Source organism: Novosphingobium sp., from assembly GCF_030696665.1.
Classification (GTDB): domain Bacteria; phylum Pseudomonadota; class Alphaproteobacteria; order Sphingomonadales; family Sphingomonadaceae; genus Novosphingobium.
Genome location: NZ_JAUYRV010000046.1, coordinates 346,985 through 364,805 on the forward strand (window position 1 = coordinate 346,985; position 17,821 = coordinate 364,805).

The 17,821-nt window shown below is 61.5% G+C and carries 12 protein-coding genes; 4 read left to right on the forward strand and 8 right to left on the reverse strand.

Annotated elements, in window-relative coordinates:
- Window positions 1-70 precede the first annotated feature (70 nt).
- Entirely contained in the window at window positions 71-553 is a 483-nt protein-coding gene (locus Q8R81_RS14510; RefSeq protein ID WP_305618990.1) for a pyridoxamine 5'-phosphate oxidase family protein, read from the forward strand.
- 110 nt (window positions 554-663) lie between these two features.
- Here Q8R81_RS14510 and Q8R81_RS14515 read toward each other — a convergent pair whose 3' ends face one another.
- Window positions 664-2,184: an amino acid permease gene (locus Q8R81_RS14515; RefSeq protein ID WP_305618992.1), complete on the reverse strand. Its 1,521-nt coding sequence runs from the start codon at window positions 2,182-2,184 to the stop codon at window positions 664-666.
- Between the two features lie 204 nt (window positions 2,185-2,388).
- On the opposite strand from Q8R81_RS14515, the gene panB reads away from it, so the two are divergent.
- Together panB and Q8R81_RS14525 are read left to right on the forward strand one after the other, a co-directional pair.
- Complete coding sequence (gene panB / locus Q8R81_RS14520) at window positions 2,389-3,258, forward strand: 3-methyl-2-oxobutanoate hydroxymethyltransferase (RefSeq protein WP_305618994.1); 870 nt, start codon at window positions 2,389-2,391, stop codon at window positions 3,256-3,258.
- 30 nt (window positions 3,259-3,288) lie between these two features.
- Window positions 3,289-4,356, forward strand: coding sequence for a DUF475 domain-containing protein (locus Q8R81_RS14525; RefSeq protein WP_305619413.1), 1,068 nt, complete (start codon window positions 3,289-3,291; stop codon window positions 4,354-4,356).
- A gap of 3 nt (window positions 4,357-4,359) precedes the next feature.
- Here Q8R81_RS14525 and Q8R81_RS14530 read toward each other — a convergent pair whose 3' ends face one another.
- The 5 genes from Q8R81_RS14530 to Q8R81_RS14550 form a co-directional block, all read right to left on the reverse strand.
- On the reverse strand, window positions 4,360-5,427 hold the full coding sequence (locus tag Q8R81_RS14530) for a CaiB/BaiF CoA-transferase family protein (RefSeq protein ID WP_305618996.1): 1,068 nt from the start codon (window positions 5,425-5,427) through the stop codon (window positions 4,360-4,362).
- 89 nt (window positions 5,428-5,516) lie between these two features.
- Window positions 5,517-7,112 carry a tetratricopeptide repeat protein gene (locus Q8R81_RS14535; RefSeq protein ID WP_305618998.1) on the reverse strand — a complete coding sequence of 532 codons (1,596 nt, stop codon included), beginning with the start codon at window positions 7,110-7,112 and terminating at the stop codon, window positions 5,517-5,519.
- Window positions 7,078-8,454, reverse strand: a complete 1,377-nt coding sequence (gene prsR, locus Q8R81_RS14540) for a PEP-CTERM-box response regulator transcription factor (protein ID WP_305619000.1) — start codon at window positions 8,452-8,454, stop codon at window positions 7,078-7,080. The genes Q8R81_RS14535 and prsR overlap by 35 nt, the downstream gene beginning before the upstream one ends.
- Window positions 8,454-10,601 carry an XrtA/PEP-CTERM system histidine kinase PrsK gene (prsK, locus tag Q8R81_RS14545; RefSeq protein ID WP_305619002.1) on the reverse strand — a complete coding sequence of 716 codons (2,148 nt, stop codon included), beginning with the start codon at window positions 10,599-10,601 and terminating at the stop codon, window positions 8,454-8,456. The genes prsR and prsK overlap by 1 nt, the downstream gene beginning before the upstream one ends.
- A gap of 7 nt (window positions 10,602-10,608) precedes the next feature.
- The gene (locus Q8R81_RS14550; RefSeq protein WP_305619415.1) at window positions 10,609-11,994 is read right to left on the reverse strand and encodes a TIGR03013 family XrtA/PEP-CTERM system glycosyltransferase; all 1,386 of its coding nucleotides are present in this window, start codon (window positions 11,992-11,994) and stop codon (window positions 10,609-10,611) included.
- A gap of 239 nt (window positions 11,995-12,233) precedes the next feature.
- On the opposite strand from Q8R81_RS14550, the gene Q8R81_RS14555 reads away from it, so the two are divergent.
- Window positions 12,234-14,543 carry a patatin-like protein gene (locus Q8R81_RS14555; protein WP_305619004.1) on the forward strand — a complete coding sequence of 770 codons (2,310 nt, stop codon included), beginning with the start codon at window positions 12,234-12,236 and terminating at the stop codon, window positions 14,541-14,543.
- Window positions 14,544-14,663: 120 nt separating this feature from the next.
- On the opposite strand, the gene dnaJ is transcribed toward Q8R81_RS14555, so the two are convergent.
- Both dnaJ and dnaK read right to left on the reverse strand, forming a co-directional pair.
- The gene (gene dnaJ / locus Q8R81_RS14560; protein ID WP_305619006.1) at window positions 14,664-15,800 is read right to left on the reverse strand and encodes a molecular chaperone DnaJ; all 1,137 of its coding nucleotides are present in this window, start codon (window positions 15,798-15,800) and stop codon (window positions 14,664-14,666) included.
- Between the two features lie 70 nt (window positions 15,801-15,870).
- Window positions 15,871-17,778, reverse strand: a complete 1,908-nt coding sequence (dnaK, locus tag Q8R81_RS14565) for a molecular chaperone DnaK (protein ID WP_305619007.1) — start codon at window positions 17,776-17,778, stop codon at window positions 15,871-15,873.
- Window positions 17,779-17,821 lie beyond the last annotated feature (43 nt).

Here is a 17,821-nt window from a genome sequence, read left to right on the forward strand (position 1 = left end):
TCCGGCAGGGAACCAGGCTCGTCCCACCCCGTTCAATCAGCAAGGTCACCATACGAAAGGCAATTTTCCGATGAAGTACGACCAAGGGAATCCCGAGGAACTGCGCGAAAAATTCTGGAAGGCTATGTCGTCATCGCCCTACGTCATGCTGCAGCTTGACGATGATCCGGATTCAGCCGCGCCTATGACGGCGCAACTCGACAAGGGCGCCAACAGCGCGATCTGGTTTTTCACCAACCGCGACAACCGTTTTGCAAAAATGGGTGGGGCGACGGCCACATATGCGTCGAAGGGGCACGATGTTTTTGCCCGCTTCCACGGCATGCTGGTGGAGGAGACTGATCGCGCCACGCTGGAGCGGCACTGGAACAACTTTGTCGAGGCGTGGTTTCCCGGTGGTCCGGACTCACCTGATCTTTTGTTCATGCGGATGAACCTTGGCGATGCCTCGATCTGGTCGGGCGAACTGGGCGTGATCGGTGTGGCCAAGATGGCGTTGGGCATGGATGTGACCAACGATGTGAAGGGCGGGTTCACCGAGACCACGCTTTAACCATCCACGGCGAAGATACATTCTCTCTCAACGTAACGCACGGGAGAGAAGGCGATAAGAAAAGGGCCGCTCCTTTCGGGGCGGCCCTTTTCACGTCTCCAAAAGCCGGATCAGTTGATCGGCGGCACCGGCTGCGGCGGTGCATCAGCATCGTTTTCATGCACTTCGACCAGCCCCAAACCCACATGGCTGCGGCTACGGCTGTATGCATAGTAGACTACCAGCCCGATCACGGCCCAGACCACGAACAGCATCTGGCTCTTCTCATCCAGCTTGTAGAACAAGTAGCAGCAGCCGAGAAACGCGAGTGGCGACGTGAGGTAGATCGCCGGGGTGCGGAACGGACGATGGCGGTTCGGCTCACGACGACGGATCACGAGCACCGCAACCGACACAGCGGCAAAGGCAAACAGCGTGCCCGAATTCGAGATGTTGGCCAGCAGGCCGACCGGGAAGAACGCTGCAAACAGCGCAACAAAGATGCCGGTGATGATCGTGATGACGTGCGGCGTGTTGTAGCGCGGGTGGATTTTCGAGAACGAGGCAGGAAGCAGGCCGTCGCGGCTCATCACAAAGAAGATGCGCGTTTGGCCAAACATCATCATCAGGATGACTGACGGCAGCGCAAGCCCGGCAGCAAGGCCGATCAGGTTGCCAATCTGCGGCCAACCGATTTCACGCAGCGTCCACGCCAGCGCTTCCTTGGAACAGACGACCGCTTGATCGCCCATTGCGGCGCACTGTGCAGCCAGTTCGCGGCTGCCCGGTTCCATGCTCAAGCCATTGGCGTCAAGTACCGGCTGTGCGCCGACCGAACCGATCACACCGGCTGCAACGAGCAGATAGAACACGGTACAAATCGCAAGGCTGCCGATCAGGCCGATCGGCATGTTGCGTTGGGGATTCTTGGTTTCTTCCGCCGCAGTCGAAACCGCGTCAAACCCGACGTAGGCGAAGAAGATCGAAGCTGCTGCCGCACCGATCCCGCCGAAGCCGAGCGGAGCGAATGGCTCAAAGTTCTCCATTTTCATCACTGGCAGGGCCAGAATGACGAACAGCGTCAGCGCTGCGACCTTGATTGCCACCAGCACCGCGTTGACCGAAGCGCTTTCTTTGGTGCCAATCACCAGCAGCCAGGTAACCAGCCCTGCGATCAGCATGGCGGGAAGATTGACCAGGCCGCCATCATAAGGCCCGCGCACCAGCAGATCTGGGATGTCGATAGCAAACGCATTCTCGATCAGCCCGACGACGTAGCCGGACCAGCCGACGCTGACCGCCCCTGCCGCGACGGCATATTCGAGGATCAGCGCCCAGCCGACCATCCAAGCGATCAGTTCGCCCATCACGGCATAGCTGTAGGTGTAGGCAGAGCCGGACACCGGCACCATCGATGCCATTTCAGCGTAACACAATGCAGCCACGGCGCAGACGAATCCGGCGATGATGAAGCTGATCATCATGCCCGGCCCGGCTTTTTGCGCGGCTTCGGCGGTAAGCACGAAGATGCCGGTGCCGATCACGGCACCCACCCCGAGCATGGTCAACTGAAACGCACCGAGCGACCGGTGCAGAGATTTCTTTTCTGCAGTAGCAAGAATGGCGTCGAGCGGCTTGACGCGACCGAACATGAATTTCTCCCGCCTAGGTCCAGCGCAAAACCCGAAACGGTTGCGCCGGAAACCAGCTAATGGCGGCGAAGCTAGCGGGAACAGCCTTGCGCGCAAGCCATTTTTCCCCAGACTTGCATCAAAGGCGGACCAGCCTTGCGGGTTTGCGCCAAGCTACTAGAAGCAACTGCCCGCCACGGGCCTTGACTGAAAGGATGCGCGTTCATGTCCACCACCTTCCAGCTCGACACGGGCACCAGCCGCGCCAACCCCACGCCCGCGCCGATGAAGCGGCTGACAGTTCCGGCGATCCGTCAGCGCAAAAAGGACGGCGTAACCGCGCAGCCGGTGGTTATGTTGACCGCGTATACCGCGCGGCAGGCGCAGTTGCTTGATGCGCATTGCGATCTGTTGCTGGTTGGAGATTCGCTAGGACAGGTGATCTATGGCCTGCCCTCATCGGTTCCGGTCACGCTTGACATGATGGTAGCGCACGGCGCGGCCGTCGTGCGCGGATCGTATCATGCGGCGGTCGTTGTCGACATGCCATTCGGATCGTATGAGGCATCTCCCCTCCAGGCCTTTGAAAGCGCCGCGCGCCTGCTCAAGGAAACTGGCTGTGCGGCGGTAAAGCTGGAAGGCGGCGAAGCGATGGCCGCGACGGTCGCGTTCCTTACCGCACGCGGTATTCCCGTGATGGGCCACGTCGGGCTGACCCCGCAAGCGGTCAACGTCCTCGGCGGCTATAATGCACGCGGACGCAGCGAGGCCGAGGCTGCCAAGATCGTGGGCGATGCCAAGGCCCTGTCAGACGCAGGCGCCTTTGCCATCGTGATCGAAGGTGTGGTCGAACCCATCGCCGTGGCGATCACGCAGGCTGTCCCCTGCCCCACCATCGGCATCGGCGCTTCGGCGCAATGCGATGGGCAGGTGCTGGTAACCGAAGACATGCTGGGCATGTTCGAGCGCGTACCGCGTTTCGTGAAGGTTTATGAGAACATCGCCGGAACTATTTCTGGCGCAGCGGCGCTTTATGCAGAGGAAGTGCGAGCGCGCAGCTTTCCCGGCATTGAACAGACCTATCAGCCGAAGTAAGTGCTGCACCACACCACAGGGGAATTGAGTTTGCTGCGCTTCTACAAGGGATCGATCCTTTTCACGCTGGTCTGCCTCGCGCTTGCGGTGGCTTATGGCTGGATGCAGACCGGGACGACCGGCGGCACGCTGTCCTTGCTTTGGATTGTGTTCGTCCTGTCGATACTGGAAATCTCGCTGTCGTTCGACAACGCAGTGGTCAACGCCGCCGTGCTGGAGGAGATGGACGAGGTCTGGCAGAAGCGCTTCCTCACATGGGGTATGCTCATCGCCGTGTTTGGCATGCGCATCGTCTTTCCGCTGGCCATTGTGGCGATTGCGGCGGGGCTTGGACCGGTAGAGGCGCTGAACCTCTCGCTCAACGATCCCAAACGCTACGAAGAAATCGTCAGCAGTGCGCATGTCGGCATTGCCGGCTTTGGTGGCGCATTCCTTGCGATGGTCGGCCTTTCCTTCTTTTTCGATGGTGAAAAGGAAGTGCACTGGATCAAGTGGGTGGAAGAAAAGCTGGCGCTGGTTTCCAATGTGAAGGCGGCAGAAATCGCGCTGCTGCTGGTTTCGATCTATGGCATTTCGCTGCTGCTTTCAGACGCGGACGCACTGACATTCATGGTTTCGGGCGTGTTGGGGCTGGTTACCTTCATCGCGGTTGAAGCGCTCGGCACGATCCTTGAAATGCGCGATCAGGCGCAGAAGGCTGCGGGGCTTGTGGTTCGCTCCGGGCTTGGCGGGTTTCTCTACCTCAACGTGCTGGACGCGTCATTCAGCTTTGACGGCGTGATCGGGGCCTTTGCACTTTCGAACAACATGGTGATCATTGCCATCGGCCTGTCGATCGGTGCCATGTTTGTGCGATCCATGACCATCATGCTGGTCAAGAAGGGCACGCTATCGGAATACCGCTTCCTTGAACACGGCGCGTTCTGGGCGATCATTGCGCTCGGCGTCATCATGCTGCTTTCGGCCAAGTTCCATATCCCTGAAACCATCACCGGCCTGATCGGCGCCGCGCTGATCGGCATTTCGCTGTGGTGGTCGGTCCGCCACAAGCGGCTTCATCCCGACGCCGAGATCGAAGCCGCTGTGCGGGCAGACTAAGCTTCAGCCCTTGCTGCGCCCCGCCAGCGAGGGTCTGGGTGCGGGCGTGCCGAGGAAACGCGGGGCGGGCGCGGGCATCACCATCCCCTGATCTTCGATGAACGACCCACGTTGCGCATTGTGCGGATGCTTCGGTGCCTCGCGCAGGCTGAGCACCGGGGCAAAGCAGATGTCGGTGCCATCCATGATCGCGCACCAGTCATCGCGCGTCTTGGTCAGGAACAGTGCCGTCAAGCGTTCCTTCAGCTTGGGCCAGACGCGCGGGTCCATTTGCGGCGCAAATTCAGGATCGTTCGCCAGCCCGGTTTTTTCCAGCAACAGCGCATAAAACTGAGGTTCGATTGATCCGATGGAGACATATTTGCCGTCGCTGGTCTCGTAGGTGTCATAGAAGTGCGCCCCGCCATCAAGCAGGTTGACGCCGCGCTCATCCTTCCAGCGGCCATTGCCGAGGAACGTGTAGGTCATCGCCGAAAGGATCGCTGCGCCATCCACCATCGCGCAATCGATGACCTGTCCCTGTCCGGTCTGCTGGGCCGAAAACACCGCCGCCATGACGCCAAACGCCATCAGCATGCCCCCGCCACCGAAATCGCCGACCAGGTTGATCGGAAACTGCGGCTTGCCGCCCGCTTGGCCAAACCCATGTAACGCACCTGCCAGTGCGATATAGTTGATGTCGTGGCCTGCCAGCGGTGCCATCGGCCCGTCCTGCCCCCAGCCGGTCATGCGGCCGAACACCAGTTTCGGATTGTCGGCCAGCAACACGTCCGGCCCAAGGCCCAACCGCTCCATCACGCCGGGGCGAAACCCTTCGACAATCGCATCGGCCTGCTTCACCAAGTCGCGGATTTGCGCGATGGCTAACGGGTCTTTCAGATCAAGTTCAATGCGCTCACGATTGCGGTTGAGAATATCGCGCTGACCTTCATCTCCCACCCTTGCACCCTTTGAGGGGCGATCAATTCGGATGACCCGCGCGCCGTGGTCGGCCAGCATCATGCAGGCGAAAGGACCGGGGCCGATCCCTGCAAATTCGAGTACGGTCAGCCCTTCGAGCGCGCCTGCCATCATCCACTCCCAATTTAATCGTTCGATTGAATTGGGAGTAATCACACGATCAAACGCTGTCGAGCGCAAAACCATGACGAATTGCGCAACTATGGATTGCGTAGACCTCGCGCCACCAGCACTGCCTCGATCCGCTCGGCTCCAACCATATCGTCCAGGGCGGCGCGCCCATAGGACAGCAGCTTGAGCGCCTGTGGGTTGCCTGGATTTTGCCGCAAGTAGCGCGCCGCCACGGCATTGGCTTCGGCATCGCGGCCGGCCAGCCGCAGGGCATGGTCAATCCGCTGCAAGGTCGGCAGGTTAAAACGGATCAGCGCACCGCGGCCATATTGGTCCAACGCACCCAGCGCATCGTTGCCAATCAGGCGCGCATCGCCCGCCAACAGCCAAGCCTCGGCAGCGCCGGGATTGGCGAGTTTAAGCCGGTCAGCCACTGCAATTGCCTGCCGATCTTCGCCTGCCTCGATCAGCCCGCGAATGTAAGGGACGGCATTGCTCGCCAGATTGGGACCATCGCCATAGCTAATGGCCAGCACTCCCAGCGGCTGGCCTGCCGGGAGGTACTCGGATGGCCTCTGCCCCTCCTCGCCGGCGCGGTCGAACAGCGTCGCCGATTCGGTTTTGCGGCCTTGCGCGCGATAGGCTTCCCCGGTCAATTGCAGCAAATAGGGCGGTGCCGATTGCAGATTGGCCCACACGCCCGCTGCCTGCGCCGCTTGCGCATCCAGCCCACGGCTGCGCAGCGCACGCACCAGCATCATGCGCGCCTGCAGGTTGTCCGGCTGCATTCTTACCAGCCTGTCAAAATGCTCGACCGCAAGATTGGTGTTGCCTGACCGGTATTCGAGAATGCCGTTGAGCATGATCGCAGCTGGAAGATCGCGCAGGGTTTTGCCGGTTTGCAGCAGGATTTTGCGCGAAAGTGCGGTTTGCCCTGCGCGCGCGGCCAAAACGGCTTGCAGATAAAGCGCCCGGACGTTGCCAGGATCGACTTTCGCCAACTTCCTGCAGACAATCAGCATCGCGCGATACTGGCCAAGATCGCCCAGTGTTGCGGCATATTCGCTTAACAGGCCGACGTCGTCTGGAGCAATCCGCAAGCCGGCCTCAAACCACTGCAGCGCCGATTGAAGGCCAAACTGCTCGCGGATCAGCAGCCCGCGCAGTTCCAGCCCGCGAGGGTCTTTCGGATTGAGCTTTATCGCGCGTTCGGCGGCGTCAATAGCCTGCGCGTGTTCGCCACCGATGAAGCGCAAACGGCCAATATCGATCCACAGCGAGGCATTGTCCGCACTGATCCTGTGTGATTGGTCAAAGGCCTGCCCAGCCTCGACCAACCTGCCCTCTTCCAGTTCCAACCGGCCACGCATCTGCCAGCCGCGAGCAGCGCTTGCCGGTGCAAAATCACCGCCCATGAGCACTTCACGAGCCTTGCGACGGTCCCCTTGCAGCAACAAAGCCTCGCCAAGTTCCGCACGCACGGCGTCACCCGGCACACCGTTGCGCAGCGCCTGTTGCAATGGCACTTCCGCTGCGATCCCGTCGCCTTTGGCCAACGCCGCACGCGCCGAGGCAAGCGCATCGGCAGGCGCATCGCTCCTTGCCGGTGCAGCGGCAAGAAGCGTCAGCGCCAGTGCGGCGGCAAAGGCCCTAGCTCTGGAGATCGTACTGCTTGAGCAGGTCATAAAGCGTGGGGCGGCTGATACCGAGCAGGCGGGCCGTGCTGGAAATGTTGCCTTCGCTGCGGGCAAGCGCATGGCGGATGACTTTGCGGTCGGTCACCTCGCGCGCCGTCTTGAGATTAAGCGGCGCACTGTCCTCGCTTTCGCCGCCCGGCAGATCAAGGTCGGCGGCGGTCACAAGCTTGCCATCGGCCATGATCACGGCGCGCTTCACCCGGTTTTCCAGTTCGCGCACGTTGCCCGGCCAGTTCCAGCCATCGATGGCCGCCAGCGCGTCGGGCGCAAGGCCCTTCACTTGCGGGTTCATTTCCTTGGCAAAACGCATAAGGAATGTCTTGGCGAGCAGCGTCGCATCGCCCGGACGTTCAGCCAGACTGGGAATGCGCACCACGATTTCAGCGAGGCGATAGAACAGATCCTCTCGGAACCGTCCGTCGGCGATCATCGCTTCAAGGTTCTGGTGCGTGGCGCACACGATACGCGTGTCAACCTCGATGGACTTGCGTCCACCAATGCGTTCGATGGTGCGTTCCTGCAAAAAGCGCAGCAATTTCACCTGCAGTTGCAGCGGAATATCGCCGACTTCGTCGAGGAACAGCGTGCCGCCGCTGGCCAGTTCGATCTTGCCCTCGGTGGTCTTGACCGCTCCGGTAAATGCACCCTTCTCGTGGCCGAATAGCTCGCTTTCCAGAAGGTTTTCCGGAATCGCCGCGCAGTTGATCGCAATGAACGAGCCGGTCGACCGGCTGGAAGAATCGTGCAGACCCTTCGCCAGCAGTTCCTTGCCCGTGCCGCTTGCGCCCAAGAGCATGACTGAGACATTGGTGTTGGCCACACGCTCAATCGTGCGCGCCACCTTGATCATCTCGGGCGCGGCGGTGATCATCCGGCCGAGCACTTTGTTGTCGCTCGTCGCGCGCGTCGCAAGGTTGCGGTTCTCACTCTCGATCCGCGAAAGATGCAGCGCGCGGCGCACAATCAAGCCCAGCGCATCGATGTCCACCGGCTTCTGGTAGAAATCGTAAGCGCCTTTCTCGATGGCCTTCAGCGCGGATTCTCGCGCGCCGTGGCCACTGGCGACGATCACCTTGGTCTGCGGGCGCAGCTTCATGATTTCGTCGAGCACGGCAAAGCCCTCAGTCGTACCGTCGGGATCTGGCGGCAGGCCAAGGTCCAGCGTGACGACAGATGGCTCCTCGGACCGCAACAGCGTCAGCGCGCTCGCGCGGTCACCGGCGATGAACACGTCGAAGTCCTCATAGGACCATTTCAACTGCGCCTGAAGGCCGGGATCGTCCTCGACGATCAGCAGCGCCGGGCGTTGGCCGGGCTTGCTCTCACTCATCATGCCACCTTCTTGCCTTGGGTGCCGCCCGCAGGCTTTGGTTCACCCTGAATGGAATCCATCAACGGTTGCGCAGCCGCAAGTGGCAGGCGCACAGAAAAGCGGCTGCCAAGGCCTTCGCGGCTTTCCACGTCCAGCTTGCCGCGCATCGCGCGCACCATCTCGCGCGCCTCGAACGCCCCGATGCCAAAGCCACCCGGCTTGGTGGAGACGAACGGCTTGAACAGGCGATTGCGCATGAACTCGGCGCTCATGCCGCAGCCGGTATCGATGACTTCGATGCAGCCATTCATGCCATCAACATTGCATTGCAGGAACACCGCCATGCCGTCCGGGCTAGCGTCGATCCCGTTCTGCACCAGATGAAGCAGCACTTGTTCCAGCGCCTCGCGATTGGCGAGGACATGGCATGCGCCTTCATACACCACATGCACGCGTATCAGGCCCGGCGCGTTATAGCGTGCTGCAACGGCGCGCATCACATCGCCCGCGTCAACATCGTCAACCCGCTCGCCACCGCTCCCGCCATAGCGTGAGAGCCGCGCCAGCAGAGCGTTCAGCTTGTCTGCCGAATTGCGCAGCGTGATCAGCATATCCGCCCGAAACGCCGGGTTCTCCGCGTGCTTTTCGGCATTGCGCGAAAGCAGGCTGAGCTGGCTGGCAAGGTTCTTGATGTCGTGCATGACAAACGCCATGCGCCGGTTGAACTCATCAAAGCGGCTGGCCTCAAGCAGCGCTGACTGCCCGGCATGCTCAGCCAGATAGCTGGCAAGCTGCATTCCCACTACGCGCAGCAGGTCGAAATCTTCCCAGTCCAGCTTGCGCGCCACCGGCGGTCGGGCAAGCACGACAAGTCCAACCAGCCGGTCAAAGTGCAGCAGGGGCACCAGCGCCCACGCTGAATGTTCCTCGATCAGCCACTCGGGCACCACCGCGCGCTCGCCCTGATAATCAATGCCGCTGCGCACTTCATCAAGATCGACGATGAAGCTGTGCTTTTCAAAGAACGGCACATGATCCGCCGCCAGCGCCTCGCCCGGAACGTCCGCCGTCGGCCACTGCCAGCGCGATGCCAGAACCAGTTCGCCACTCTCCGCCGGAACCAGCAGCAACCCCGCCGAACTATCGGTAATATCAGCCAAGGCCTGTACCACCCGCTCGTGCAGTGGCGGCGTCTGCCCGCCTGCACGCCCGATGGTGCGCGTAAACCGCAGCCATTCGGCGCGATAGTCATAGCGGTGCTGGAAGAAGTGCTTGGCCAGCATGACCTTCAGCCAGCCGCGCACCCGGCCTGATGGCATGATCGCAACGACCAGTACGCTGCTGACAAACACGAAGCCCAGTTGCGCCAACTGGCTTGAATTGCCGCCCAGCCAGGCCAGCGATTGTGCTGCGCCGACCATGACCAGCATGTAGGCGCCGATCACCAGCAACGAGAGCGACTGGAACGCTACCGCGCGTGACGGCGAAAAGCGCAGCGCCGAACGCCCACGCACCGCGCCGATCACCAGCAGCCCTATCGCGGCAAGCTGCGCCAGCCCACGCAGCGCTGCCAGTTCGGGCGGCATGGCACGTGCAAGGTAGGCAATCGTGTAAAGGTTGAGGTCATAGCCCCACACCATCGCCATCGCCGCGCAGGTCCAGCGCAGCGCGGCGCGTTGCTGCGCCATCGCTCCTGCATAAAGGTTGTGGACCAGCACCAGCGCGCCAGTCGCCACCAGCAGGCGGAACAGGACCGAGATGTGGAAGATCATGCCCAGCGCAACGGCATTGGTCCCATCACGCAAAGTCATCAGGAACAGGATCGGCTGCAGCAGTTCGACAAAGACCAAAGCGGCCATCATCGGCCGGATCGGCGCGACGCTCGAATGCCTGCCATCGCGCGTGAACAGCGCAAATGAAAGCGCCAGCCAGCCAAGGCTGCGGAACGATTCAAACAGCTGCGAAAGCGGCGTATCAGCACCCGTGCCTGCCACCACCAGCGCCCACACCGCCGTCAGCGCAAACGCTGCGATCTCGGCAAGGCCGGTGGCTTCCCTGTCACGCCTGCGCCGATCCCAGCGCCAGCCGACCAGCAGCAGGAACGCAAACGCCGATGCGGCAAATGCCCACTGCCCAAAGCCAGCCCAGGTAAAAGGGTTCAGCATCGCAGGCTCACCTCGCCCCTTCAGACCACAGCACGACGCGCAGCGTCTGCAGCAGGATCAGCAGGTCAAGAAACGGCGTGTAATTCTTGGCGTAATAGAGGTCGTATTCGAGCTTCTGCCGCGAATCGTCGAGTGACGCGCCGTAGGGGTAGTTGATCTGCGCCCAGCCGGTAATGCCCGGCTTCACCATGTGGCGCTCGGCATAATAGGGCAGCTGCTCTTCCAGTTCAGCGACGAATTCCGGCCGCTCCGGGCGCGGGCCGACAAAGCTCATCTGGCCCTTGAGCACGCTCCACGTCTGCGGCAGTTCGTCAATCCGCACTTTTCGGATGAACCGGCCGATGCGTGTCACACGCGGGTCGTTCTCCTGCGCAAACTGTGCCCCGCCCACTTCGGCATCGGTGCGCATCGAACGCAGCTTGATCACACTGAACGGTTGACCATAAAGCCCGACACGGCGCTGGCGATAGAAAGCCGGTCCCTTGCTGTCCAACTTCACCAGCAGTGCAAACAGCACGATAACCGGCAGCGTCAGCGAGAGCAGCAGCAGGCTCGCGGCAATGTCGAAGATCCGCTTGGCCGCACTTGAAAGTGCCCTGCCGGAGGAGAATCCGTCCGAGAAGATCAGCCAGCTTGGGTTGACGGTATCGAGATCGACCCGGCCCGTCTCGCGCTCAAGGAACGTGGAGAAATCGTTCACGTGAACGCCCGTCGTCTTGATCCGCAGCAGGTCTTTCAGCGGCAGGGCATTGCGCCGTTCCTCCAGCGCCAGCACCACTTCGCTGACGCCAAGGTTCTCGACATAACGCGTCATGTTATTGATCGCATCGCGGTGGATCGCCTCGATCACCACCGGTGCTGCGCTGCTCATGCCGATGTAGCCAACAATGGCAAAGCCCGCCTCAGGCCGTTCGCCAAGCTGGCGCAAACGCTCTGCCCGGGCACCAGCACCAAGCACCAGCACGCGTCGCCTGAATGCAGACGTTCCCAGCAACCCGCCCAGCAACACCCGGATGGCGACAAGGAACCCCATCCCGAAGAACATCGCGTACAGCAGGTTGGATCGCCACAGTGTGCGGCCCGGGAGCAGGAAGTAAACAACCGACAGCGCAATGATGCCAAGGCTCACCGCTACCAGCAGCCGCGCAGTGGCATAGCGCATGGATCGTAGCGCATCCGAACCATAAACGCCGACCGCGATCATCGCCGTCTGCACCATCACCGCAAAAAGCAGCAGTGGCGTGGTGCGCAACGCTACCGCACCCGGGTCCATGCCAATCTGATGCGCACGCACTTGCCAGCTGATCTCGCCCGCACAGATCAGCAGGACAAAATCCAGCAGGCCCAGAAGCAGGACCGAATGCGGAATATAATGTTTGAACAGGCGGATCATCAGATCGGCGCTCGTCACCCAAGTGGGGCGCGGAACGGCCCCTTCACGGGTGGCCTTACACTGCAAAGGGTAAAGCGTCGGTTACCCTGACAGTCTGCCACGAGCAGCGTCGACAAAAAATATCTATATTTTTCAGATATTTTGCGCCTCGACGCAAATTTTGCTGTCGGCAAGTTTTACACCAGACCTCGTGCAAGTTCGCACTGGCTAGCCGCTCGCAAGCCTGCCATTGTGCATGCATGCGGCAGAAAGAACTGCGGATTGCCCTTGTCTGCTACGGCGGCATCAGCCTTGCCGTCTACATGCATGGCGTCACCAAGGAACTGTGGCGCGCCACCCGCGCCAGCCGCGCGTTCCATTGTCCCGAAGGCCCCGATCCGCAGGGTGTGGAAGCAGTCTATCTGCGTCTGCTTGAAGAAATCGCGCTCACACGCGAGCTGCGACTGCGCCTTTTGCCTGACATCATTTCGGGCGCGAGCGCGGGCGGCATCAACGGCGTATTTCTTGCCCAAGCCATCACCACCGGGCAAAGCCTCGAACCTCTGACCGCCATGTGGCTCGAACGTGCAGACATAGACGCGCTGCTCGATCCAGACGCCAAACCTTGGAGCGCGCTTGCCAAATTCTGGGCGCAACCGCTCGTCTGGTTCGTGCTGAAACGCCCCGGAAACGTCGTCAGCAGCACCGTCGCGCCCGAAACCCGTTCTGAAGTGCGGCGCAAGGTCTCGCGCCTGATCCGCGCGCGCTGGTTCGCCCCGCCGTTCAGCGGGATCGGCTTTTCGCGCATGATCGCAGACGCTCTGGATGCGATGGCGAAAACCCCGATGGGCGATCCGCTCCTTCCCGAAGGCCATCCTATCGACCTGCTGGTTACCGCCACCGATTTCAATGGCCACCTTGAAGAACTGCGCCTCAACAGCCCCGAAGTGGTGGTGGAAAGCGAACACCGCCTATCCATCGGCTTTCGCCGCACCATGACGCGCGGGCCGGACCGCGATCTTGCCCCCTGCCCCGAGCTGGTTCTCGCCGCCCGTTCCACCGCCAGTTTCCCCGGCGCGTTCCCGCCGCTTGTACTCGATGAAATCGACAAGCTTGTCGCCGAGCGTGGCAATACATGGCCTACCCGGCAAAGCTTCATCGAACGTATCATGCCCACCCATGCCCGGCGCGGCACGGCAGATAGCGTTGCGCTGGTCGATGGCGCGGTGCTGGTCAACCGCCCCTTCGCGCAGGCAATCGACGTGCTTCGTGATCGCCCCGCCCGGCGTGAGGTGGACCGCCGCTTCGTCTACATCGACCCCAGCCCCGATCACATGCGCATCGCGCCAAAAGGCGGGCGCACGGTCGGCTTCTTCTCCGCCATCTTCGGCTCGCTTTCCTCAATCCCGCGCGAACAGCCGATCCGTGACAACCTCGAAGCGCTCGAACGCCAGTCCCGCCAGCGCGCGCGCCTGCGGGTGATTGTTGACGCTCTGCGGCCCGAAATCGAAGATACCGTCGAATCCCTGTTCGGTCGCACACTGTTTTTCGATTGGCCCAACCAGCGCCGCCTGACGTCATGGCGCAACAAGGCGCAGCAGGCCTCGGCCGAACGCGCAGGGTTCGCCTTCCACGGCTACGCCCAGACCAAACTCTCGGGCATCGTCGCCGATCTCGCCTGCCTGATTCATCAGGCCGCACCACAAGCCGCTACCGAGGCGGACGTAGAAACCGCGCTGTGGAAACACCTTGCCGCCAACGGACTGGACCGCCTGTCCGCCCTGCGCGGCGGGGCGACGCCCGAAGCCATCGTGTTTTTCCGTACGCACGACCTCGCGTTCCGCATCCGCCGCCTGAAGCTGCTGGCCCGCCGCCTGACGCGTGATTGGGATGCAGGCGAAGTTGTCGAACCAGCCGCACGCGAAGTGGCACGCGATGCTGTTTACCGGGCACAAGCGCTCTATCAAGGGCGCGAAACTGCCGAAGGTCTTGGCCCCGGCTTTGCCGAAACCGCCGCGCTCGCCACGGTTGACCCCGGCGCGGTGCTTAGTGCCATCGCAGCGCGGCGCGATCTGATAACGCTGGATCTGCAAGTGGACGGGCTGCTTGTCTCGGCCCTTGAGGCGATGGACAGGCCGCTACGTCGCCGCTTCCTCCACGCCTATCTCGGCTTCCCGTTCTACGATATCGCCACCTTGCCGCTGCTGCAGGGTGAAGGTATGGGCGAATTCGACCCGGTAAAGGTTGATCGCATCTCGCCCGACGATGCCACCTCAATCCGCAAAGGCGGCACGTTCGCCTGTCTGCGCGGGGTGGAATTCTTCAACTTCGGCGCATTCTTCAGCCGCGCCTACCGCGAAAACGACTACCTCTGGGGACGGCTCCACGGCGCGGAACGCACGATAGACCTGATCGCTTCGACAGTGGAGGAACCTTTGCCTGCCGATGTCATCGCAGGGTTCAAGCGCGATGCGTTTTTGGCGATTCTGGAGGAGGAACAGGGCCGCTTGGTTGCCGAACCGGGCCTGATTGACCGCATAAGAGCCGAGGTTATTGCAGCGTTCGAATAGCAAGCAACCAACCGACTAAAAGCGCTCCCCCGCGAAGGTGGGGGCCTCAGGCCGTTTAAGCTGCCGTTCCGTAACACCCCTGAGGCCCCCGCCTTCGCGGGGGCGCAGAGCTGCCGTCAGCTACTCCGTCAGATCCGTCCAGGCATCCTTGATCCGGTCAAAGAAGCCCTTCGACTGCGGCGACTCATCGCCCGTCTCGGTCGCCTGAAACTCACGCAGCAGTTCCTTCTGCCGCGCTGAAAGCTTGGTCGGCGTCTCCACGTGGATTTCCACCACCAGATCGCCAATCCCACGCCCTTGCAGCACCGGCATGCCCGCACCACGCTTGCGCAACTGCTTGCCCGACTGGATGCCTGCGGGAATCTCGATCACGTGGACGTTGCCGTCCATCCCCGGAATTTCGATCTCTCCACCCAGCGATGCTGTCGTAAAGCTGATCGGGCAGCGCGTCAGCAATGTCGTGCCTTCGCGTTCAAACACCGAATGCCGCTGGATATGCAGGAACAGGTAAAGGTCGCCTGCCGGCGCGCCAAACGGCCCTGCCTCACCCTTGCCCGCCAGCCGGATGCGTGTGCCGTTATCGACACCCGCCGGAATGTTCACCTGCAACCGTTGCTCAGCATCAACCCGGCCTTCGCCCCGGCAGTGCTTGCACGGAGATTCAATCACTTCGCCCCGGCCATGACAGGTCGGGCAGGCCCGCTCCACCATGAAGAAGCCCTGCTGCGCGCGGACTTTTCCGTGGCCCTTGCACAAGTTGCAGCGCCGCGCCGAAGTGCCCGGCGTTGCACCAGAACCACCGCAAGGATCGCACTTCTGCGAAACCTCAACGGCAATCTCGGTCTCTTTGCCGTGGAACGCATCTTCCAGCGTGATTTCCATGTCATAGCGCAGGTCCGCCCCGCGCCGCGCCTGCTGACGGCCACCGCCGCCACCAAATGCGCCGCCGAAAATCGTCTCGAAGATATCGCCGATATCGCCAAAATCCCCGCCGCCGCCAAAGCCGCCCGGGTTGCCACCGCCGCCCTGCTGGAAGGCGGCATGGCCATAGCGGTCATAGGCCGCCCGCTTCTGCGGGTCTGACAGGCACGCATAGGCCTCGTTGATCTGCTTGAACTTCGCTTCGCTGTCCGCACAGCCCGGATTCTTGTCCGGATGGAACTTCATGGCGAGTTTGCGGTATGCAGACTTAAGGACTTTCTCGTCCGCGGTCCGCTCAACTTCGAGCAATTCGTAGAAATCGATTTCGGCCGACATTGCGCTTCCCTAACGCGAAGACCCGCCGCCAGCGCATTCACGCAAGCGGCGGGCCGGTTTCATCGCAACATCACTTGTTGTCGTCGACTTCCGAAAACTCGGCGTCGACCACATCGTCGTCAGCTTTCGGAGCTTCGGCGTCAGGCGAAGCAGCAGCGGCCTGCTCCTTCTCGTAGATCGCCTGGCCCATCTTCATGGCCTTGTCGGTCAGCGCCTGAGTCTTCGCAGTCATGTCTTCGACATTACCGCTTTCAACCGCCGTCTTGGCTTCGGCAATGGCAGCCTCGATTTCAGCCTTCAGTGCAGCGTCAACCTTGTCGCCATTCTCTTCAAGCTGGCGCTCGGTCGCGTGGATCAGGCTTTCGGCGTTGTTCTTCGCCTCGGCCTCTGCACGGCGCTTCTTGTCCTCATCGGCAAACTTCTCGGCATCGCGGACCATCTGGTCGATGTCTGCGTCCGAAAGACCACCAGACGCCTGAATGCGGATCTGCTGCTCCTTGCCGGTGCCCTTGTCCTTGGCCGAAACGTTCACGATGCCGTTGGCGTCGATGTCGAACGTCACCTCGATCTGCGGAACACCACGGCGTGCGGACGGGATGCCCACCAGATCGAACTGGCCGAGCATCTTGTTGTCCTGCGCCATTTCGCGCTCGCCCTGGAACACCCGGATCGTCACCGCCTGCTGATTGTCCTCGGCAGTCGAATAGACCTGGCTCTTCTTGGTGGGGATCGTGGTGTTGCGGTCGATCATCTTGGTCATGATGCCGCCCAGCGTCTCGATACCCAGCGAAAGCGGGGTAACGTCGAGCAGCAGAACGTCCTTCACGTCGCCCTGAAGAACGCCAGCCTGAATGGCAGCGCCCATCGCAACAACTTCGTCAGGGTTCACACCGGTGTGCGGTTCCTTGCCGAAGAAGTCCTTCACCACGTCGCGCACCTTGGGCATGCGGGTCATGCCGCCCACCAGCACCACTTCGTCGATGTCCTTGGCAGACACGCCCGCGTCCGCCAGTGCCTTCTTGCAAGGCTCCAGCGTGCGCTGGATCAGGCCTGCAACCAGCTTTTCCAGATCGGAACGCGTAATCGTTTCAACCAGATGCAGCGGAGTGGTGCTGCCACCTTCCATGCGCGCCGTGATGAACGGCAGGTTGATTTCGGTGGTCTGCGCCGAAGACAGCTCGATCTTCGCCTTTTCCGCCGCTTCCTTCAGACGCTGCAGGGCAAGCTTGTCGCCGCGCAGGTCCATGTTTTCCTTGGCTTTGAACTTGTCGGCCAGGTACTCAACCACGACCGTATCAAAGTCTTCACCGCCCAGGAACGTGTCGCCGTTGGTGGACTTCACTTCGAACACGCCGTCGCCGATTTCCAGCACGGAGATGTCGAAGGTGCCGCCGCCAAGGTCGTAGACCGCAATCGTCTTGCCGTCGTTCTTGTCGAGACCATAGGCCAGCGCCGCAGCCGTAGGCTCGTTGATGATGCGCAGCACTTCAAGGCCAGCAATCTGCCCGGCGTCCTTGGTCGCCTGGCGCTGCGCGTCGTTGAAATATGCCGGAACGGTGATGACGGCCTGCGTCACAGTCTCGCCAAGATAAGCCTCGGCGGTTTCCTTCATCTTCTGAAGCGTGAATGCGCTGATCTGCGAAGGGCTATATTCCTGCCCACCTGCGGCAACCCATGCGTCTCCGTTCTTGCCCTTCACGATGGTGTAGGGGACCAGTTCGGTGTCCTTCTTGGTCACCGGGTCATCGAAACGGCGCCCGATCAGGCGCTTGACAGCAAAGATAGTGTTGTCACCGTTGGTGACAGCCTGGCGCTTGGCCGGCTGGCCGATCAGACGCTCGCCATCCTTGGTAAAAGCGACGATCGACGGCGTGGTGCGCGCACCTTCCGCGTTTTCAATAACCTTGGGCGTGCCCCCGTCCATCACAGCAACGCAGCTGTTGGTCGTGCCAAGGTCGATACCGATAACTTTAGCCATGAGTTCCCCAGTTCCTTCTATTCAAGACACCGCGCGAGAAGAG